18 protein-coding genes are annotated in these 19,869 nt (G+C 51.3%); 7 read left to right on the top strand and 11 right to left on the bottom strand.

All coding sequences use genetic code 11. The annotated features are described in order from the left end of the window. Positions 1–392: 392 nt before the first annotated feature. Positions 393–1,319, top strand: coding sequence for a mechanosensitive ion channel family protein (locus A0W33_RS03260; RefSeq protein ID WP_068836842.1), 927 nt, complete (start codon positions 393–395; stop codon positions 1,317–1,319). A 97-nt stretch (positions 1,320–1,416) separates the two neighbouring features. On the opposite strand, the gene A0W33_RS03255 is transcribed toward A0W33_RS03260, so the two are convergent. The 4 genes from A0W33_RS03255 to A0W33_RS03240 form a co-directional block, all read right to left on the bottom strand. Further along, positions 1,417–2,016, bottom strand: a complete 600-nt coding sequence (locus A0W33_RS03255) for a hypothetical protein (RefSeq protein ID WP_068836841.1) — start codon at positions 2,014–2,016, stop codon at positions 1,417–1,419. A gap of 50 nt (positions 2,017–2,066) precedes the next feature. Then, a complete protein-coding gene (locus A0W33_RS03250; protein ID WP_068839899.1) occupies positions 2,067–2,582 on the bottom strand; it encodes a hypothetical protein in 516 nt (171 codons plus the stop codon). A 156-nt stretch (positions 2,583–2,738) separates the two neighbouring features. Next, positions 2,739–4,097, bottom strand: a complete 1,359-nt coding sequence (locus A0W33_RS03245; RefSeq protein WP_068836840.1) for a dihydrolipoamide acetyltransferase family protein — start codon at positions 4,095–4,097, stop codon at positions 2,739–2,741. Positions 4,098–4,287: 190 nt separating this feature from the next. Next, entirely contained in the window at positions 4,288–5,547 is a 1,260-nt protein-coding gene (locus A0W33_RS03240; protein WP_068836839.1) for a competence/damage-inducible protein A, read from the bottom strand. A 143-nt stretch (positions 5,548–5,690) separates the two neighbouring features. Between A0W33_RS03240 and A0W33_RS03235 the strand changes: the two genes are divergently transcribed. Both A0W33_RS03235 and A0W33_RS03230 read left to right on the top strand, forming a co-directional pair. Further along, positions 5,691–6,413, top strand: a complete 723-nt coding sequence (locus A0W33_RS03235; RefSeq protein WP_068836838.1) for a DUF4197 domain-containing protein — start codon at positions 5,691–5,693, stop codon at positions 6,411–6,413. Between the two features lie 157 nt (positions 6,414–6,570). Continuing rightward, entirely contained in the window at positions 6,571–7,845 is a 1,275-nt protein-coding gene (locus tag A0W33_RS03230; RefSeq protein WP_068836837.1) for an erythromycin esterase family protein, read from the top strand. Between the two features lie 95 nt (positions 7,846–7,940). On the opposite strand, the gene A0W33_RS03225 is transcribed toward A0W33_RS03230, so the two are convergent. The 7 genes from A0W33_RS03225 to A0W33_RS03195 form a co-directional block, all read right to left on the bottom strand. After that, positions 7,941–8,903 carry a calcium/sodium antiporter gene (locus tag A0W33_RS03225; protein WP_068836836.1) on the bottom strand — a complete coding sequence of 321 codons (963 nt, stop codon included), beginning with the start codon at positions 8,901–8,903 and terminating at the stop codon, positions 7,941–7,943. A 98-nt stretch (positions 8,904–9,001) separates the two neighbouring features. After that, complete coding sequence (locus A0W33_RS03220; RefSeq protein ID WP_068836835.1) at positions 9,002–9,709, bottom strand: YebC/PmpR family DNA-binding transcriptional regulator; 708 nt, start codon at positions 9,707–9,709, stop codon at positions 9,002–9,004. Between the two features lie 292 nt (positions 9,710–10,001). After that, on the bottom strand, positions 10,002–10,628 hold the full coding sequence (locus A0W33_RS03215) for an ABC transporter ATP-binding protein (RefSeq protein WP_068836834.1): 627 nt from the start codon (positions 10,626–10,628) through the stop codon (positions 10,002–10,004). Continuing rightward, positions 10,618–11,409, bottom strand: coding sequence for an acyl-ACP--UDP-N-acetylglucosamine O-acyltransferase (gene lpxA, locus A0W33_RS03210; protein WP_068836833.1), 792 nt, complete (start codon positions 11,407–11,409; stop codon positions 10,618–10,620). The genes A0W33_RS03215 and lpxA overlap by 11 nt, the downstream gene beginning before the upstream one ends. After that, positions 11,406–12,800 carry a bifunctional UDP-3-O-[3-hydroxymyristoyl] N-acetylglucosamine deacetylase/3-hydroxyacyl-ACP dehydratase gene (locus tag A0W33_RS03205; RefSeq protein WP_068836832.1) on the bottom strand — a complete coding sequence of 465 codons (1,395 nt, stop codon included), beginning with the start codon at positions 12,798–12,800 and terminating at the stop codon, positions 11,406–11,408. The genes lpxA and A0W33_RS03205 overlap by 4 nt, the downstream gene beginning before the upstream one ends. 185 nt (positions 12,801–12,985) lie before the next feature. Then, the gene (gene lpxD, locus A0W33_RS03200) at positions 12,986–14,008 is read right to left on the bottom strand and encodes a UDP-3-O-(3-hydroxymyristoyl)glucosamine N-acyltransferase (protein ID WP_068836831.1); all 1,023 of its coding nucleotides are present in this window, start codon (positions 14,006–14,008) and stop codon (positions 12,986–12,988) included. A 606-nt stretch (positions 14,009–14,614) separates the two neighbouring features. After that, positions 14,615–15,844, bottom strand: coding sequence for an HD domain-containing protein (locus A0W33_RS03195; RefSeq protein WP_068836830.1), 1,230 nt, complete (start codon positions 15,842–15,844; stop codon positions 14,615–14,617). Between the two features lie 224 nt (positions 15,845–16,068). On the opposite strand from A0W33_RS03195, the gene porX reads away from it, so the two are divergent. From porX to A0W33_RS03175, 4 genes are all read left to right on the top strand, one after another. Further along, entirely contained in the window at positions 16,069–17,631 is a 1,563-nt protein-coding gene (porX, locus tag A0W33_RS03190; protein ID WP_068836829.1) for a T9SS response regulator signal transducer PorX, read from the top strand. 28 nt (positions 17,632–17,659) lie between these two features. Next, complete coding sequence (tsaE, locus tag A0W33_RS03185; RefSeq protein WP_068839898.1) at positions 17,660–18,070, top strand: tRNA (adenosine(37)-N6)-threonylcarbamoyltransferase complex ATPase subunit type 1 TsaE; 411 nt, start codon at positions 17,660–17,662, stop codon at positions 18,068–18,070. Between the two features lie 69 nt (positions 18,071–18,139). Then, on the top strand, positions 18,140–18,505 hold the full coding sequence (locus tag A0W33_RS03180) for an endonuclease domain-containing protein (RefSeq protein WP_068836828.1): 366 nt from the start codon (positions 18,140–18,142) through the stop codon (positions 18,503–18,505). Between the two features lie 102 nt (positions 18,506–18,607). Continuing rightward, positions 18,608–19,834, top strand: a complete 1,227-nt coding sequence (locus A0W33_RS03175) for an alanine dehydrogenase (RefSeq protein ID WP_068836827.1) — start codon at positions 18,608–18,610, stop codon at positions 19,832–19,834. Positions 19,835–19,869: the final 35 nt, after the last annotated feature.

Genomic DNA, 19,869 nt, shown 5'->3' with positions numbered 1-19,869 from the left:
TTTATTTATAGTTCTTGTTTTAAAATCCTGTTTGATACTTCTCTTTTATCAAGGGATGTGCCAAGGGGAAAATGCTCCTCTATTTATGTCAATATGGCAGGATAGGACAGGGGATGTTGCCTTTTGGCTGACTTGCCCTAACACAGCCGCCGCGAGTACGACAGATTTACTGCAGCAGCCTGTCACTAGCTTTTCCTGGCGGGTAAAACGGGAGAAGCGCCCAGTACAAGTATAAATTCAGCTGATGTACAACACCTGGGCGCGTTTGCTGTTACAAAAGAAAGCGGCGCCCCAAGGGTGGCACGTAACCTGTCTCCTGAAACTGCCCGCTACTGATTCCGTTTGTAGCTATACTAACCAGGAACAGCTGCTGCATCATTATACTAAAAGCTATGCAAGAAAACGACAATTTTGATATTAGTGATTCCGCCTCCGGCTTGTCTGCGGTGTTAGAAACATATTGGGAAAAATTCCTTTTCCTGCTTCCCAATATTCTCTTTGCGTTCCTCATCCTGTTCATTGCGCTGTGGCTGGCCAACAAAATTCGAAGTATAATTGTAGGGAAGCTAAGTGGCAAATCGCACGACGAAATCACCACGAAGTACATAGCGCTGGTATCCAAATGGGCCATTGTCATCATCGGCTTGCTGCTGGTGCTACAGACCCTGGGGCTAAGCGGCGTGGCGGGTGGCATACTGGCAAGTGCCGGTGTATCGGCGGTAGTGCTGGGCTTTGCATTTAAAGATATTGCTGAGAACTTCCTGGCCGGCCTGATACTGGCTTTTAACCGTCCGTTTGAGGTGGGAGACTCTATTGAAGTGGAGGAGATGGTGGGCAAGGTTATGGCATTGGATCTGCGCACCACGCACCTGCGCACCTTCGACAGCCGCGATATCTATATTCCAAATGGAAAACTGCTTACCTCATCCGTTACAAACCTCACCCACAACGGGCTCATCCGGATGGATTTTGTGGTAGGCATCGACTACAATAACCCCATACAGGATGCCATCGACCTGATCGAGCGAACGGCTTTAGGCGTGGAGGGCGTGCTGGAGAAAGATCCACCTTATGCCACTGTAGACGAACTGGGAACCAACACGGTGAACCTGCGCGTGTTCTTCTGGACCGAAACCGATGATTATAAAAAGGGGACGGTGCTACTGAAAGGAAAAATTATGCAGGAGGTAACCAAGGCACTGCTCGACAACGGATTCGGACTGCCTGCCAACATACAGGAGATCAAACTATACGACTATCAAAAAGATATTCCGGTACGAATCGCAGGAAATGGGGAGCAACAGCAGCAAGCGAGTTAAAAGAAATGCCTTTACTCCAATTATAGAAAACGCCTGCCGCATTAGTGTGGCAGGCGTTTTCTATACTTGTAAATTTAGTTTGAAAGTATAAACAGGATTACCGCTGAACCAGAAATTCTACCAATTGCTTCACCTCCCGCTGATATCTGGGCAGTATGTCGCTTAGGCCCTGCTTTGGGGAAGTATAGGTGATCTGCACTTGTTTCTCGCCGGAAGTATAGGCCAGCAAGCCCTGCTCTTCTTCGGTCAGGTAGTACAACTTACTTGGCGCCTCATCGGTGGAAACAACATAGGTGCGAAACGTAAACTTGTTATTGATGCGCTGCTGGGTAGGTGCGCGGCCGTTGAGGTAGCGCTGCGTCACCACAGTATCAAGTACAATGTTGCTTTCAATTTGGGTAATCTGGCGGATAGCCCCGTCGGTGAAGGTCCATTGCTGCACCTGGTGCGGTCCCTGCTGTTGCTGGCTATGGATGGCATTTTCCAGGTTGATGTTTGCTACCAGCCCAAAAAGCTGCAGGTCGTTTGCCACCGTTTGTATCGACGGGTCCAGCAGGCTGTTGTCGCTTATGAAGTGGCTGTTGCTTTGCTGTAATTGCTGCAGGTTCCGCTGCAGGTCCTGCTGTAGTTTAAGCGGATTATCAGCAACAAGTATAAGCGAGAGCAGCAGGGAAATAAACGTGTGCAGTAGCATCATAGGGCGGCGATTTTGTTCATACTTCCTCTACTCAACTATTATGCTAAAGTTTAAAGCTTCGAGTTGTCCACTACTGTCCAGTTGATGGTGCCGTTGCTTACCGTATACTTCAGGAGCATATAACCGCCGGAGTGGCCATCCTCATAATAGGCCATGGCGTAGCGGTCGTTGAGGATGCGACTGTCGCGGATCGCCATGGTGCCACCCATCGTACCTTCAGCAGGAATCAGTTGACGTTGCTTGCTGTTGAGGTCGTTTTTCAGGTTTGCTTCCGGGCTCTCCAGCCCTTTTTGCTGCAGGCGCTGCACATCGCTTTGGCTAAGACTGCCCAGTTCATCTACAAAGGCGGCTCCGCCCGGCGGCACCAGGTCTGTCGTGTCCGGGGGCAGAATGGTGTCTTCCCCTAAGTCCATGGTATCAGTTTGATCCTCCAGTTCCCGATCGACCTCAGCTATCGGATTATCCGCCAGCGCCAGCTGACTCTCAGCCTCATTTTTCTGCCAGTAAAAGTATAGCGCCAGAAACAGGAACAGGGCGGCTACGATCCAGGGTAGGGTGGTTTTCATCTTTATTAGGTGAAGGTTTGCAAATGTGAAGATGTGAAAATTTTCTTTCAGTTCAGCGAAGGGCAAAACAAAAGCCTGTCTCTAAGCGAGGCAGGCTTTTGCTACGAGATAAAAGGAAGTCCTTTATCCTATGTCTAAAATTCTTTTGTCAGAGAACTAGATTGTCTGGTTCACATCAAAGTTCTCGAGGTAATCAGCCACACGGCGCACGAACATGCCACCCAGCGAGCCATCTACCACGCGGTGGTCGTAGGAGTGGGACAGGTACATGAAGTGGCGAACACCAATCAGGTCACCCTCCGGTGTCTCAATCACGGCTGGCTTTTTCTTGATGGCACCAACGGCCATAATTGCTACCTGAGGCTGCATGATGATCGGCGTGCCCATTACGTTGCCAAAAGAGCCTACGTTCGAAACGGTGTACGTACCGCCTGCCAGGTCGTCCGGCGTCAGCTTGTTCATGCGGCCACGGTTAGCCAGGTCATTCACCTTCTTGGTCAGGCCATTCAGGTTCAGCTGGTCTGCATTCTTGATGTTCGGCACGATCAGGTTTCCACTTGGAAGCGCTACGGCCATACCAATGTTAATGTCTTTGTGGCGGATGATGGTACCACCGTCAACGGACACGTTGATCATTGGGTAATCTTTGATGGCCTTGGCAATGGCGTCGATGAAGATCGGCGTGAAGGTGAGGTTCTCACCCTCGCGCTTCTTGTACTCGTTCTTCCACTTGTTGCGCCAGTTCACCAGGTTCGTTACATCGGCCTCTACAAACGAGGTAACGTGCGGAGAAATGCGCTTGCTGTCCACCATGCGGTCGGCAATCATTTTGCGCATGCGGTCCATCTCGATCAGTTCCACATTGCCACCATACGAAGCGGCTGGTTTCACCTGAGGAGCAGCCTGCGGCTGTGCGGCCGGAGCCGAAGTAGCAGCTTGCTGTGGCGCCTGTGCCTGTTGGGCGGAAGTGCTGATTGCCGCAGCTTGTGCGCCACCACTCTTGCGGCTCTCGAGGTAGGAGATAATGTCTTTCTTCGACACACGGCCTTCGCTACCAGTACCTGGCACAAACTCTAATTCCTGCATCGAAATGCCTTCTTCGCGCGCAATATTCAATACTAATGGCGAGTAGAAACGGCCGGTGGCCGGCTGGTCTAGCTTGGCAGATGCCTGAGCAGGCGCAGCGGCGGCTTCCGTTTGCTGCGGAGCAGCCTGAGGCGCGGCAGCGGGAGTTTCAGTAGAAGCAGCAGGGGCAGCAGAACCTGTGTCTTCCCCATCGGTGGAGATGATAGCGATTGGGGCGCCTACGGCCACCACGTCACCCTCCTGTACCAGTATCTCCTTCAGCACGCCACCCTGCAGGGCGGGTACCTCCGTGTCCACTTTATCGGTTGCTACTTCCAGCACCGACTCATCCTGCTCTATCGTGTCACCCACGCTTTTGAGCCATTTCAGAACGGTACCTTCCATGATACTCTCGCCCATCTTGGGCATCACCATTTCTACAAGTGCCATATATGTCGTTATTCGTTTTTCGTTGATCGTTTCTTGATTCCAGCTATAAGTATAGGTCAGAATAAATCTGACAAAGGGCAGCGCGATTTCACAGCTTTACCAGGCGCTACAATACTTTATGTACGTCTTGTATCTTGTATCCTGATACTTGTGTCTTTTCAAATTTGCAAACAAAGTTAAGGATTTTAGCCTATTCCTCAACCGTTGCGTTCAAACTTTGCCGCACCAGGTTCAGCACCGCCATAGTGGTGTACTCGATGTTCAGCAGCCGGTCTTTGTTAAAGTGCAGCAGCTTGGCCACCGTCTGCTTCTCATCGGCATATGCAATCCAAATGGTTCCTACGGGCTTTTCGGATGTTCCGCCGTCCGGGCCGGCAATACCGCTGGTAGCTACGCCTATACTTGTGCTAAATTTTCTGCGCACGTTTTCGGCCATTTCGCGCACGGTTGCCTCGCTTACGGCGCCATACTGCTGCAGGGTTTCCGGTTTCACGTGCAACTCCCGCGTTTTCACCTCGTTGTGGTAGGCAATAACGCTGCCCTGGTAGTAAGCCGAACTGCCGCTGATGCTGGTGAGCTTGTGCGCCAGGAAGCCACCCGTGCAGCTCTCAGCCGTGGCAATGGTCAGGCCCTTTTCTTTTAACATCCGTCCCACAGCCTCCTCCAGCTTCACCTCGCCATACGCAAAAATGTGGTTTGGGATGATTTCTTCAAGTTTATCCACCTCCTGCTGCAGCTCCTGCTCCAGTTGCTCCTTGTCGGTACCTTGGCCGGTGAGGCGCAAGCGCACGTTGCCGAGGTGGGGCAGGTACGCCAACTTGAGGTGCGGGGGCAGATTTGTTTCCCAGTTCTCGAGGCGCTCGGCAAGTATAGATTCCGGCAGGCCGATCGTCTGCACCACTTTATGCATGATCTGCGGCGTTTGGAAGTATGCCTGCAGCTGTGGCAGCACGATGTCAGTCATCATGCGCTTCATCTCAAACGGCACCCCTGGCATCGACACAAACACCTTTCCGTCCTGCTCAAACCACATGCCCGGCGCGGTGCCAAGCACGTTGCGCACAGGCGTGCAGGCTTCCGGCAGAAACGCCTGCTGCCGGTTTAGCTCCGTTATGTCCTTTCCGCGTGCCTTGAACAGCTCCGTCACATCGGCCAGCGATGGCTCATGCAGCTGCAGAGAAGTATGGAAGTAGGAGGTAAGCACCGTTTTTGTCAGGTCGTCTTTGGTGGGGCCGAGGCCGCCTGTCATAATTATAATGTCGGCTCTGGTTTTGGCATCATCCAGGGCCTGCACAATGTGCTCCTCGCTATCCGAGATAGAGGTGATCTGCTTTACCCGAACGCCTATTTTTGTCAGTTCTGTGCCCATCCAGGCCGAGTTGGTGTCCACTATCTGGCCGTACAGGATCTCGTCTCCGATGGTGATGATCTCAGCAATAACTGCTTTCATATATATTTTGGTCTGATTTGTGCATTGGTCTGTTAAACCTGATAAAGGCAAAGATGTTGCTTAAAAGAGACGCAAGTAGCAAGACACAAGATTTAAGACCTTTGCCTGTGTTAGCATCAACTGTAAATTAACAAAAAGAATACATGAAGAAATTACTTTACACTTCGCTGATTGCAGTGGCACTTAGTGCCTCGGCTTGTTCTGTAACGGATATTCAACGCACGATGGATGGTGTGATTGCCGCTGGTGGTGCCGGCACCCTGACACAGGGCGAGGTGGCATCCGGCCTGAAGCAGGCGCTGGAGGTAGGCATCAACAACGGTGCGGGACAAGCCTCGCAGACCAACGGCTATTTCGGCAACCCGCTTATCAAAATTCCTTTTCCTGAGGATGTGCAGCGTGTGGAGAACACCCTGCGCCAGGTTGGTCTGGGCGATCAGGTGGATAAGTTTGTGCTGACCCTGAACCGCGGTGCCGAGGATGCGGCAAAGAGCGCCATTCCGATTTTCGTAAGTGCCATCAAGCAAATGACCATTCAGGATGCCTGGGCCATACTTCGTGGCGACAGGGACGCTGCCACGCAATACCTGAAGCGTACCACATCAGATCAGCTTTACACGGCCTTCAACCCGATCATGGTGAAGTCGCTGGAGAAGACGAATGCCACCCGCTACTACACTGATATCGTGAACCAGTACAACAAAATTCCGCTTACTCAGAAAGTAAACCCGGACCTGGACGACTATGCGACGCAGAAAGCCATTGATGGCCTGTTTGTGCTGGTAGCCCAGGAGGAGGAGAAGATACGCGAAAACCCGCTGGCCCGCACCACTGACCTGCTGCGCCGCGTGTTTGCCCAGCAATAGCAGGCTGTTAACCCTAATTTATACTTGTACCGCTAGTACCACCCGCTCCATCCAAGTATGGGGCGGGTGTTTTTTTGTGGAACATAAAGCGTTCAATGAAAGTACAATACAGCAAATTTTAGAGTAACGCGCCGCTTTATACTTTACGCACAAAACTATGGCAAACAAACCTTTCCACTATACCGCACTTACCAAAGAGAAGGATCTGGACGTTTTGATAAATGAGATTGGGGACGCCCGGGTGGTGATGCTAGGCGAAGCCTCGCACGGAACCTCAGAGTACTACACCTGGCGCACCGCCATCTCACGCCGCCTGATCCAGGAGAAAGGCTTCAACTTTATTGCCGTGGAGGGCGACTGGCCGGAATCGTACGCTGTAAACCGCCTGATAAAAGGCTACCAACCCGCCAGCAAGATTGCCGATGTGCTGCAGGTGTACCGCCGTTGGCCTACCTGGATGTGGGCGAATTGGGAAGTGGCCGCGTTGGTAGAGTGGCTGCGCGAGTATAATAACCAGCACAAAGTAGGCGAGAAGGCCGGTTTTTATGGGCTTGATGTGTACAGCCTGTGGGAGTCGCTGGACCAGATTGTGAAGTACCTGGAGCAAACCGACGGGCAGGCAGCCGAGGCGACACGCAACGCCATCAGCTGCTTCGAGCCCTTTAGCCGCGACCCGCAGAAGTATGCCCAGGCCACGGCCTTCGTGCCGACCGACTGCGAGCAGGAGGTGATTGAGATGCTGCAGAAAGTACAGCAGCAGCGTATTTTTTCGGATGACCCCGAACAGGAATTCAACACGAAGCAGAATGCCCTGGTAGCAGCCAATGCAGAGAAGTATTACCGGGCCATGGTACAGGGCAGCGGGGAATCGTGGAACGTGCGCGACGGCCACATGATGGAGACGCTGGACCGACTGCTGGAATTCCACGGACCCGACTCCAAGGCCATTGTTTGGGAGCACAACACTCACATTGGTGATGCCCGCTACACCGAAATGGGCGACCACGGCATGTATAACATCGGGCAACTGGCACGCGAGCAATATGGCCGCGAAAACGTCAAATTGGTGGGATTCGGGGGCTACCAGGGCACCGTGATTGCCGGCAGTTCCTGGGGTGCTCCGATGCAGAAAATGGATGTGCCGCCTGCCCGCGAGGGAAGCTGGGAAGCCATGCTGCACAACATTAGCACCGACGACAAAATCATACTTTCAAGGGATCTGCAAAACGTGCCCGAACTGCAACGGCGCATCGGGCACCGGGCCATCGGAGTGGTGTATGACCCGAAGATAGAAATGTTCGGCAACTACGTGCCCACCATCATTCCTGAGCGCTACGACGCCTTCATCTATTTTGAAGACACTGAAGCCGTACATCCGCTCCGCATGAAGAGCCGCAGCAAAGAACCAGACCTCTATCCCTGGAATTATTAAGCGCCGGAGGCGCTCAGTAGTTAGTTCTGAGTCACGAGTTCAGAGCTACAAGTATGAGTCATTTTATCAAAATTCGTAACTCAGAACTCCAAAACTTATCCCCGCATTACCAGGTACACGATGTAGGCCACGTAAACGATCAGGAAGAACACACCGTTCCAGCGGTCGATGGCGTTGCGTTTGCCGATTGGCATGGCCAGAATCAGGAGCGTGCTGGCAAGAATCATCATTACGATGTCTGAGTTGCTCATCACGTCAAAAGGCAGCGGGTTTATGATTGCGCTGATGCCCAGGATCCAGAGCAGGTTAAAGATGTTGGAGCCCACCACATTACCTACCGCTATGTCGATGTTGCGGCGGTAAGCCGCCATGGCAGAGGTAACGAGTTCAGGCAGCGAAGTACCAATGGCCACCACCGTTAAACCAATAAAGGATTCACTCAGGCCAAAGTATTGCGCTATACTTACGGCGCCATCCACCACCCATTTGCCTCCTAAAAACAAGCCTCCCATGCCCAGCAGCACGTAAAATACAGACTTACCGATGGGCATAATTGGCGTATCGGTTTCCGGCAGTACCTCGTCTTTGTTTGTCTTGGCGATGTTGTAGATATACACCATAAACAGGAAGAAAAAGAACAGCAGGATAGCTCCATCCAGGCGGCCGATTGACAGGCCTTCTTTGCTCTGAAACAGCGTGGCGTTTGCTAGGAACCCAACCAAAAGGGTAGCGATCAGCGAAAAGGGAATCTCGGTAAGTATGGTGTTGCGCTTGATGGGCAGCGGACAAATGATGGCCGTTACTCCAAGTATAAGCAGCAGGTTGGCGACATTGCTGCCAAACACGTTGCCGATGGCTAACTCCGGCTGCCCCTGTATACTGGCCAGCACGTTCACGATCAGCTCCGGCATGGAGGTACCGAAAGAGACAATCGTAAGCCCCACCACCATGTCGGGTAGGCCATAGCGTTTGGCGATAGAGGAGGCACCATCTACCAATACATCGGCACCCTTAATCAGAAGTACAAAACCAGCTACAAAGAGTATGTATAGGAGCATAAAGTGTAGAATATGGTTGTAAAAGCTGCGGGAGCTTTAAAAAAAATGGCTGCCCAAACTTTCGCCATGAGCAGCCACTAAATGAGTTGTTTCTATTATTAAGCCATGTTGTGGTAAACCGCCTGCACGTCGTCGTCTTCCTCAAAGCGTTCAATCAGGCCCAGCACTTCCTCTTCCTGCTCTTCCGTCAATTCGGTTCGCGTAGTAGGAATGCGCTGCACATCGGCGCTGGCTACCTCAATACCCTTTTCCTCCAGGCCCTTCTGCATGTTACCGAACTCGGTGAAAGGTGTCTCAATGATGATCTCGCCTTCGTGCTCGTAAATTTCCTCTGCGCCAAAGTCAATTAATTCTAACTCCAGCTCTTCCAGGTTCACGCCCTCCGCCGGTATTTTGAAGATGCCTTTGCGGTCAAACATGAAATCGAGCGAGCCGGTTTTGCCCAGTGAACCGCCGCCCTTCGAGAAGTGCATGCGTACGTTGGCTACGGTGCGGTTCAGGTTATCGGTGGCACATTCAATTACCACGGCGATGCCATGCGGTGCGTACCCTTCGTATACAATCTCCTCGTAATCTTTCTCTTCTTTGGAGGATGCACGCTTGATGGCCGCCTCAATACGGTCCTTCGGCATGTTCACGCCTTTGGCGTTCTGGATGGCCGTACGCAGGCGAGAATTGGTATCAGGGCTAGGGCCGCTTTCCTTTACGGCCATTACAATCTCTTTGCCGATGCGCGTAAAGGCCTTCGACATTTTATCCCAGCGTTTAAACTTACGGGCTTTTCTAAATTCAAATGCGCGTCCCATAGTATGCGTTTTGTGTGTTTACAAAGTTAGGCAGCTTCGGGCTAAATTGGTAGTGTTTTTGACGTTCGTTTTTCGTGTTTTGTGTTTCGGGGCGAAGCCAAGGGAACGTGTATCAACAGCGAGCCACATCAACAGAAGCTGGTTTATACTTCCTCCAGTTTAAAACTGGCCTCCTGTTTACCACAAGTTGAAATTTTGCTGTAAGGAAGTATAAGTATAGCAAAGGGGAACACTTCGCCAAATATCAATTCTATTATAGCCCGAAATACGAAAAGCGAGCAACGAAAAACGATCAACGAACAACGTGATAGTCAGAGATGCGCAGTTGCTCATCGCAGAAGCCATACTCGTGCTGGATGTTGGAGCCGACGATGATCAGCCGACCTGCCTTGTTTTCCGCCACATGCTCCTGATACCAGGCCACGCCTTCCTGATCCAGGTTGGTGGTGGGTTCATCGAGCAGCAGGAGGAAAGTGTCCGAGTAAATAGCCAGCCCAAGCTTCAGGCGCTGTTTCATGCCCGACGAGAAATCCTTTACATACTTGTGCTTCGATTTCAGAAGGCCCATGCGGTCGATGAGTGCTTCGGTGGAGAGGTTCTGGCGCAGTGGCTTGAAGCGGGTATGAAAGTCCAGCATCTCCAGCAAGGTAAATTCCTCGATCAGTTCCAGGTAGGGAGCCGTCAGCGACAAGTGGCGGTATGCCGCTTCGGGTGGAATGGTTTTGCCGTTTACGGCGTAAGAAAGCTCTCCTTCGCTGGACAGGTTGTGCCCGGCAATAATAGTTAGAAGAGTGGATTTCCCGGAACCGTTATGCCCCAATATGGCATAAGAGGTGCCTGACTTGAAGGTGTAAGTCAGGTTCCGGAAAATCCACTCGTAGTTGTAGCGTTTACCTAAGCCTGTTAGGTTAATTTGCATCTTTTGCGAAGTACCCTTTTATAATGCCGCGGCCGGAGTTACGAACGAAGTTGATGATCTCGTCGCGCTCACGGCTCGGTGAAAGCTCCACTTCAATCTTGTCGAGGGCTTGGCTATTGTTCAGGCCGTTCAGGAACAGCAGGCGGTACACGTGCTGAATGTCGTTGATCTGCTCGCTCACGTACCCTCTGCGGCGCAAGCCAATGGAGTTGATGCCCGCATAGGAAAGTGGCTCACGCGCAGCCTTCACAAACGGAGGAACATCCTTCAACACCAGCGAACCACCGGAGATAAATGAATGCGAGCCAACCTTCACGAACTGGTGAATGGCGCTGGTGGCACTGATAATGGCAAAATCACCCACATCCACATGGCCGGCCATCTGCACGGCATTGCCAATGATGCAGCTGTCACCTATAGTGCAGTCGTGTGCTACGTGTGCATAAGCCATCACCAGGCAGTTGCTGCCCACCACAGTGCGCATCTTGTCGATGGTGCCGCGGCTTACGGTTACAAACTCGCGTATCACAGTGTTATCACCAATAAACGCGGTTGTTACCTCACCGGCAAACTTCAGATCCTGGGGAATTGAAGAAATCACCGCACCCGGGAAGATCTTGCAGTTCTTGCCGATGCGTGCGCCTTCCATGATCACGGCATTAGAGCCAATCCAGGTGCCTTCGCCGATTTCCACGTTCTTGTGAATGGTGGCAAACGGCTCTATCACTACATTTTGTGCAATTTTAGCCTCTGGGTGTACGTATGCTAATGGCTGATTCATGCGTCTTTCTTTACTATACTTGCCGACATTTCTGCTTCCATTACCAGTTGGCCGGCTACAAAGGCCTGGCCGCTCATCTTGGCAATGCCGCGTTTCACGGGGGCCAGCAACTCACATTTAAAAATTATGGTATCACCCGGAACCACTTTGCGCTTAAAGCGGCACTTATCTATGCCCAGGAAGTATGTCCAGTAATCGTCGGGATTTTCTACGGTGTTCAGCACCAGGATACCGCCTGTCTGAGCCATTGCCTCTATCTGTATCACGCCCGGCAGCACGGGGTTGCCCGGGAAGTGGCCCTGGAAGAATGGCTCGTTCATGGTTATGTTCTTAACGCCCGTAACCGTGGTTTCGTCTAGGTGGATGATCTTATCTATCAGCAGGAACGGATAGCGATGCGGCAGGGTAGCTGCGATCTGATTGATATCCATCACCGGTTTTTTCTTCGGGTCGTACGTCGGCACGTTTTTGATAGAAGCCTCATGAATCATCTTTTTCACCTTTCTGGCGAAAGCAATGTTCGCTGCGTGGCCCGGGCGTGCAGCCAGGATCTGGCCTTTGATCGGGCGGCCAATCAAAGCTAAATCACCTATCAGGTCGAGCAGCTTGTGCCGGGCAGGTTCGTTCTTGAAGCGCAGCTCGGTATTGTTAAGGATGCCTTCTTTCTTCACCTCCACTTTCTGCTTCTTCAGCAAAGCCGACAGGTGCGTCAGTTCGTCGTCCTGCACCACACGGTCCACAATCACGATGGCATTGTCCAGGTCGCCGCCTTTGATCAGGTTCTGCTTGTAGAGCATTTCCAGCTCATGCAAAAACACAAACGTACGGCAGGAGGCAATCTCCTTTTCAAACTGGTTGATGTCGGTGATAGAGGCGTGCTGGCTACCCAACACAGGGGAGTTATAATCCACCATTACCGTCAGGCGGTAGTCGTCCAGCGGCAGGGCAGCGATCTCCACACCGCGTGCCTCATCAATATAACTAAGGCCTTTGGGAATCTCAAAGTAGTTGCGGAGAGCGTTCTGCTCCTGAAGGCCAATGCTCTGCAGGGCTTTCACGAACTCAATGGACGAACCGTCCATAATCGGAGGCTCAGGACCATCCAGCTCAATCAGCACGTTATCGATCTGCAGGCCCACCAGCGCAGCCAGCGTATGCTCCACGGTATTTACGCGGGCACCATTTTGCTCAATGGTCGTGCCACGCGAAAGGTCCACCACATTCTCCACATCGGCGGCCACGATAGGCTGCCCCGGCAAGTCAATGCGCTGAAATTTATACCCGTGGTTGATGGCTGCCGGTTTAAACGTCATATTAGACACCACGCCGGTGTGCAACCCAATGCCCGATACAGTTACCGGAGCTGTAATGGTGTGCTGTTTATCGTTCATTAACGTATCTGTAGTCGTATTTAATACTCGCCTTTGAATAACAGGAGCGGCAGCTAAAGAGCTGCCGTTGTAATTGTTGCAGCATGCCTTGGGTGGTGCCCTTGCCCTGCAAACTTAAGATATTATATAAGCTATTGCCAATTTTTATCCAGAAACTAATGGATTCCACTTTGCTGCCCGTAGCGCTATACCTTCTCCTTTAACAGCTCGATTTCGCGCTGAAGATCAGGTAGTTTTCGGAAAACCGTCATAGCCCGTAGGTTCTGCTTGTAATCGAATGCGGGAGAGCCCTGTATGATGGTACCTTCCTGCTTGATGGATTTAGAAACGCCGGATTGCGCCCCGACTGTGGTTTTGTTGGCGATGGTAATATGCCCTACAATGCCCACCTGGCCTGCAATAACGCAGTTGTTCCCGACCCTGGTGGAGCCTGAAATGCCTGTTTGCGAGGCCACAACGGTATCAGAACCGATCTCCACGTTGTGCGCGATCTGCACCAGGTTGTCGATCTTCGTTCCTTTTCGGATAAGCGTAGAGCCCATGGTGGCGCAGTCGATGGCGGTATTGGCCCCAATAGAAATATCGTCCTCCAGAATAACGTTGCCGATCTGCGGAACTGCTTTGTACGTGCCATCCGGCTGTGGCGCCCAGCCAAAGCCGTCGCTGCCAAGCACAGCACCGGAGTGGATGGTGCAATTGCTTCCCACAACGGTGTTGGTGTATAGTTTAACGCCGGCAAAAATGGTGGTGTTGTCGCCTATCTGCACATTGTCGCCAATGTATACCTGCGGGAAAATGCGCACATTTGCCCCAATCTTGCAGTTCGCACCGATGTAGGAGAAGGCGCCACGGTAATGGTTTTCGCCTATCTGGCTGCCCTGGCCCATGAAGCAAGGTTCTTCTACGCCCGTTTTAGAGGCTAGTAGGGCGGTGTGGTAGTAATGTAATAGGGTAGAAAAGCTGGAATAGGGATCTGATACGCGGATGAGCGTGGCAGCAGTCGCTTTTTTAAGCTCCAGTTTGTCAGAAACGATTACCGCGCTGGCACTGGTGCTGTATAGATATGCCTCGTACTTCGGGTTCGATAGAAACGCAAGAGCGCCAGCCTGGGCTTCTTCAATTTTTGCTAAAGTGCTGACCTTGACAGAACTATCTCCCTCTACCGTGCCCTGAAGCAGTTCAGCTATCTGTTGAACAGTAAATTCCATTTTGTAAAATTAGAGCAAAAACTTAAAAACGCTAATGCTATGGGGGTGCAAACTTAACAAAATCTTGCCGCCCGTCACATCCATTTTTAGAATATAGTTTGGCTGAGAGGAGCCAGAAATTGTCTGAATCAGGATTTGTGGGGTGAATGGATGGGCGGGATGTTTGGCCTATGGCGCAAGCGTCCGCTTGTGCCTTTAACTGCTTAGGCTAGGTGCAACTTGAACCTAAGCTATCCCTTCTAGCTGCTGCTTATCCTCCAGCTCCCAGAAACCTACTGTTTCACCTCTAACTTTGGAGCGCTCACGGCTGGGGTAGGGGCCCTCGGTAAGGGCATTGCGCTAGGACCTTTTCTTTGCTCGCTGCGCTTCGCAATCCCGCTCCCGCGGGACCGAAAAACTCCAAAGTCGCTCTTTTTCGAGGGCCCCTACCCCCACCCAAGGACTGGAATCAGTTCAACTAGCCGCAACTTATGCCAAGTCCCCCTTTGAAGGGGGCAGGGGATGTTTTACTCTTGCTGATAATTCCCCAGTCAAATAGCCACCGCTGACGGAGCTTCAGCCTAATTCCCTCCCCTGTTTTTAGGGGAGGGCTGGGGAGGGGTAACCTTAATGCGCCACTTCCTTCGGGTAACAAACGAAGTGCTTCTCCACTTTATAGCTCAGAGCCCGGATGTTGGGCAGGTCAGAGGCTTCGGCTACATCCACCACGTAGCCTGTTTTAGTGAGCATGTCGATGGTCTGGCCCTCCACATCGTAAGCGTTGTTGCTGATTTTGCCCGAGATCATAAGGTATTTCACGTCCTCTTCGGATATTTTATACTTCTCCTGCACGAGCTCGCTGATGCCCAGCAGCATGTCCTCTTCAATGGAGTTACTGGAAATGTATACTTTGAAGAGTTTACGGTTCAGGATACTTTGGGCCAGGTACGAAAGTATGAAATCGGGGTGCGTGGCCCACAATTTAATGCCGCTCCATACGTCGTGGTCATCGAGCGACACGAAGCGCTCCAGTATGCGCTTGTCGTTTTTAAAATCATCCATCGTCAGGTCTGAGGCCAGGAAGAACTGCAGGCAGGGGCTGGCGGGTACGTCTACACCGTTCTGCATCAGCTCCCGTGCCCGCTGCACCACGCGCAGCACCATGTGTTCGGCACTGATCACGGTTTTGTGCAGGTATACCTGCCAGTACATCAGGCGGCGGCTCACCAGGAAATTCTCTATACTATAAATGGCCTTTTCTTCCACCACCAGTTTGTCGTTGGCCACATCCAGCATCTTGATGATGCGGTCAGCACCTATCTTGCCCTCGTAAACACCTGTGTAGAAGCTGTCGCGGTTCAGGTAGTCGAGGCGGTCCACGTCCAATTGGCTCGAAACAAGCTGGTGAAAGAAACGACGCTCGTAGTTATCTTTGAAGATATCGATGGCCAGGCTCAATCTTCCGTCAAAATGCGCGTTAAGCATGTGCATGATGTGCAGCGAGAGGTGCTCGTGGTGTACATTTTTGAAGATGGCCGTCTCCAGGGCATGGGAGAAGGGGCCATGGCCGATATCGTGCAAAAGGATAGAGACAAGCGATGCCTCAAATTCGGTATCGTTAATTTCGTTATTTTTACTGCGCAGCGTTTGCAGGGCCGTGTCCATCAGGTGCATGGCTCCCAACGCATGGTGGAAGCGGGTATGCAGTGCCCCCGGGTACACCATTTCCGTCAGGCCAAGCTGCTTGATACGGCGCAGGCGCTGGAAGTAAGGGTGCTCGATGATATCAAAGGTAAGCTCTGTTGGGGCCGTGATGAACCCGTAGACAGGGTCGTTGAATATTTTTTTCTTGTTCACTGAACAATAGGGTTTCGTATGGTAAGTATAAATCTGAAGCAGGGATAAATTTTCAGGCACACTGTTTGCCGTTCAGGAGCGAAATATATTTTAGAATGACACTATTCGCTCTGCAGCAATGGAGGAAACGGCAGCTTTAAACCTGCAAAAACCTTTTAACGCTTCGGCTTCTAACTTATTAGAGAATTACAACGTGTATAACTACGCTAACTAAGTATAAAACTATGCAAAGATACAATATTTTATGGGCCGATGATGAGATCGACCTGCTCAAGCCGCACATCCTTTTCCTGGAAGACCGCGGCTACGACATTACCCCAGTAAACAGCGGATCAGACGCCATTGAGGAGTTCAAAGACAAGATTTTCGACATCGTGTTTCTGGACGAGAACATGCCCGGAATAAGCGGGTTGGAGACACTCACAGAGCTGAAGAACATACGCCCCACCGTACCTGTCATCATGATCACCAAGAGCGAGGAGGAGCACATTATGGAGGAAGCCATTGGCTCCCGCATCTCCGATTACCTCATCAAGCCGCTCAACCCGAACCAGATATTGCTGTCCGTAAAGAAGTTGCTCGACAACAAGCGCCTCGTGAGCGAGAAAACGAATATGAGCTATCAGCGTGACTTCCGGCAGCTGGGCATGTCGTTTGGCGAGCGCCTAAGCTCGGTGGAGTGGGCCGATATCTATAAGAAGCTGGTGTACTGGGAGCTGGAGATCGACGAGACGGAAAACAAAAGTATGGCCGACGTCATCAACATGCAGAAAGACGAGGCGAACTCCAACTTTGCTCGTTTTATCATGGACAACTACGAGGATTGGATAAACGACGAGGACGAGGATGCGCCGCTGATGTCGCACCAGCTGTTTAAGAAGCGTGTGTTCCCGATCATGAAGGAAACAGAGCGCCCCGTATACTTCCTGCTGATCGACAACCTGCGCTACGATCAGTGGAAGGTATTGGAGCCGCTCATATTGGACTACTTCACCGTGGATTCGGAGGAAATGTTCTATTCCATACTTCCCACCACCACGGCTTATGCCCGAAACGCTATTTTCTCGGGGATGCTGCCAACTGAAATTGCCAAAAAATACCCGAACATGTGGGTAGGCGATGACGAGGAAGAAGGCAAGAACCTGCACGAAGCCGATTTTCTGGACATTCAGTTTCAGCAGAACAAGGTGGCCGACAAGCACAGTTACCATAAAATTACGAATGTGGCCGCCGGAAGGGACCTGCTCGGCAAGTTCAGCAACCTCGACAACAACAAGCTGAACGTGATCGTGTATAACTTCGTGGACATGCTCTCCCATGCCCGTACCGACAGCAATATGGTGCGCGAGTTGGCCCCGGACGAATCAGCGTACCGCTCTATTACCAAATCGTGGTTCCTGCACTCGCCTTTGTTTGATACGCTGAAGGCCATTGCGGATAAAAAAGGCAAGCTCATCATCACCACCGATCACGGTACCATACGTGTGAAAAAGCCCTTTAAAATCATCGGAGACCGCAACACCAACACCAACCTGCGCTACAAGCACGGCAAGAACCTGGGCTATACCGACAAAGATGTGTTCACGGTGCCGAAACCTGAGCGATTTTTCTTGCCTAAAGCCAACGTTTCCACTACGTTTGTATTTGCGATAGAGGACTACTTCTTCGCCTATCCGAATAACTTTAACTATTATGTGAACTACTACAAAGATACCTTCCAGCATGGGGGGATATCGCTGGAGGAAGTGATCATACCGTTTATAACGCTAACACCGAAGAATGTATAGCACAGGAGTTGAACGAGCACAAATCAAGATGTCGTCGTTGGAAGATTTGCCAGCGGCGGCTTCTGTGCTTCTAAGGGAGGCTGTCACAGCACCTGTCATATTGTTTGAAGGGCAGATGGGCGCTGGAAAAACAACGCTAATCAAAGAACTTTGCCGGCAGTTGGGCGTGCAGGAGAACGTCAGCAGCCCTACCTTTGCCCTTGTAAACGAGTACGAAGGCGCCGCCGGGAAACTTATTTACCATTTCGATTTTTATAGGATACAGGAAGAACGCGAGGCGCTCGACATTGGCGTGCTCGAGTATTTAGAATCTGGTAAGCTATGCCTGATCGAATGGCCCTCAATGATCCCAAACCTGCTGCCTGAACATTACCTTTTGTTGGAGCTGGAAGTAGGAGAGGACGGCGTGGAGAGAACGGTGAGGATAAGCAAAGTATAGAATTAATATAAGAAGAAAGTCCCCCTTTGAAAGGGGTAGGGGGATGAAAACTTAGGCTTGTCTTTCGCAATGGAGCAAAATAATTTTTACAACAAGCACCTAAAGCCTTTTGCCAGAAGTCTTCGTTCTGACGCTACCAAAGCAGGGATCAGGTTGTGGTGCGAAGTATTGAGCAAAGGAAAGACTGGATATGGTTTTCTACGTCAGCGACCAATCGGGAATTATATAGCCGATTTTATGTGTAAAGAGTTGAAGCTGATAATAGAGGTAGATGGCTATTCACATAATTTCAAAACAGTAGAAGACCAGGAACGGGATGAAGTACTGTCTAACTTAGGGTTTACAGTACTGCGTTTTACAGATGAGGAGGTAATGAAGGATTTGTCAAACGTGGAGCGCACGATTAGAGCTTTTGTAGCTGATTCGCAGGTGTAATCATCCCCCTGCCCCCTTCGAAGGGGGACTTTACGCAGTTGAATGTCTGCTATGCCGGATGGAGCAGTATAATAATATTGGATAGTTTGTAACAAACGAAGTATGACGGAGAAGTTTGCCGTAGAGTTAGGAAAGATAGCCACAAGCCAGGCGCTGTATCCCAAAGAGTCAATGCTGGCGGTGGAAGACAGGCGCCGCAACTTATTTATTGGCATCCCGAAGGAGTCGTCGTTCCAGGAGAACCGTATAGGTCTCACACCTGACGCTGTAAAGCAACTCACCGACCAAGGCCATCGGATCCGCATAGAGACAGGAGCCGGCAGTCCCTCTAAATACTCCGACCACGAATATTCCGAGGCAGGCGCCAAAATAGTGTACGCCACCGACGAAGTATACGAGGCTGACATTATCCTGAAGATCGCTCCACCCACCTACGACGAGATCGAGTACCTGCGCCCCGGCCAGACGCTGATTTCCGCCCTTCACTTTGGCAACCTGACATCCGACTACATCAACGCGCTGCTGCGCAAAAAGATTAACGCCATCTCGTTCGAGCTGCTGCGCGACAAATCCGAGGCGAAGCCAGTAGTGCGTGCTATGAGCGAAATTGCCGGTAGTACTGTGATGCTGGTAGCCGCAGAATACTTGAGCAGCAGCAACGAAGGCAAAGGAATTATACTTGGAGGTATCACGGGTGTGGCTCCTACCAAAGTAGTTATACTTGGCGCTGGCACTGTGGCCGAATATGCCGCCCGGGCAGCCTTGGGTATGGGAGCAGAGGTACGTGTTTTTGACAACCACATCTATAAACTGCGTCGCCTGAAGCACAACGTCGGCTCTCAGATTTTCACGTCCACTCTTGACAAAGCAGTGATGTACAGTGAAATTAAGCAGGCCGATGTGGTGATAGGCGCTTTTGTTTCGGAGGAAGGGCAGATTACGTGCGTGGTGGAAGAAGGCGTAGTGGCCCAGATGAGCCCCGGCTCCATCATCATCGACGTATGCATTGACCAAGGCGGTTGTTTCGAGACATCAGAAATCACCTCGCATTCCCGCCCCACCTACCGCAAGTATGACATCATCCACTACTGCGTACCCAACATCCCATCCAGGGTGCCCCGTACGGCCTCACAGGCCCTTAGTAACATCTTTACCCCCATCTTCACCGAGTACTCCAAGTATGGTGGCATCAACGAAGTACTGTTCATGAACGAGCACTACCGCAGCGGCGTCTACATCTACAAAGGCAGCCTCACCAACGGCCATATTGCTAAGAAATTTGGTATGCGGTACAAGGAGTTGGGGCTTATGATTGCGGTGCGGAATTAGGAGTTATAATACGAAAGATCTTACTTTTAGATCTC

Origin of the sequence: Pontibacter akesuensis (assembly GCF_001611675.1) — a bacterium.
Classification (GTDB): domain Bacteria; phylum Bacteroidota; class Bacteroidia; order Cytophagales; family Hymenobacteraceae; genus Pontibacter; species Pontibacter akesuensis.
Note: the sequence above shows the minus strand (reverse complement) of the source record. Positions and strands in the feature narration are given on the sequence as shown.

Bases quoted from the DNA above. Each gene is read 5' to 3' on its own strand.
- A0W33_RS03250 (WP_068839899.1), bottom strand. From the start codon at position 2,582: ATGAAAACCACCCTACCCTGGATCGTAGCCGCCCTGTTCCTGTTTCTG.
- A0W33_RS03235 (WP_068836838.1), top strand. From the start codon at position 5,691: ATGAAGAAATTACTTTACACTTCGCTGATTGCAGTGGCACTTAGTGCC.
- A0W33_RS03205 (WP_068836832.1), bottom strand. From the start codon at position 12,800: ATGAACGATAAACAGCACACCATTACAGCTCCGGTAACTGTATCGGGC.
- A0W33_RS03260 (WP_068836842.1), top strand. From the start codon at position 393: ATGCAAGAAAACGACAATTTTGATATTAGTGATTCCGCCTCCGGCTTG.
- A0W33_RS03255 (WP_068836841.1), bottom strand. From the start codon at position 2,016: ATGATGCTACTGCACACGTTTATTTCCCTGCTGCTCTCGCTTATACTT.
- A0W33_RS03240 (WP_068836839.1), bottom strand. From the start codon at position 5,547: ATGAAAGCAGTTATTGCTGAGATCATCACCATCGGAGACGAGATCCTG.
- tsaE (WP_068839898.1), top strand. From the start codon at position 17,660: ATGTCGTCGTTGGAAGATTTGCCAGCGGCGGCTTCTGTGCTTCTAAGG.
- A0W33_RS03225 (WP_068836836.1), bottom strand. From the start codon at position 8,903: ATGCTCCTATACATACTCTTTGTAGCTGGTTTTGTACTTCTGATTAAG.
- A0W33_RS03245 (WP_068836840.1), bottom strand. From the start codon at position 4,097: ATGGCACTTGTAGAAATGGTGATGCCCAAGATGGGCGAGAGTATCATG.
- A0W33_RS03175 (WP_068836827.1), top strand. From the start codon at position 18,608: ATGACGGAGAAGTTTGCCGTAGAGTTAGGAAAGATAGCCACAAGCCAG.
- lpxA (WP_068836833.1), bottom strand. From the start codon at position 11,409: ATGAATCAGCCATTAGCATACGTACACCCAGAGGCTAAAATTGCACAA.
- A0W33_RS03180 (WP_068836828.1), top strand. From the start codon at position 18,140: ATGGAGCAAAATAATTTTTACAACAAGCACCTAAAGCCTTTTGCCAGA.
- A0W33_RS03220 (WP_068836835.1), bottom strand. From the start codon at position 9,709: ATGGGACGCGCATTTGAATTTAGAAAAGCCCGTAAGTTTAAACGCTGG.
- A0W33_RS03230 (WP_068836837.1), top strand. From the start codon at position 6,571: ATGGCAAACAAACCTTTCCACTATACCGCACTTACCAAAGAGAAGGAT.
- lpxD (WP_068836831.1), bottom strand. From the start codon at position 14,008: ATGGAATTTACTGTTCAACAGATAGCTGAACTGCTTCAGGGCACGGTA.
- A0W33_RS03215 (WP_068836834.1), bottom strand. From the start codon at position 10,628: ATGCAAATTAACCTAACAGGCTTAGGTAAACGCTACAACTACGAGTGG.
- porX (WP_068836829.1), top strand. From the start codon at position 16,069: ATGCAAAGATACAATATTTTATGGGCCGATGATGAGATCGACCTGCTC.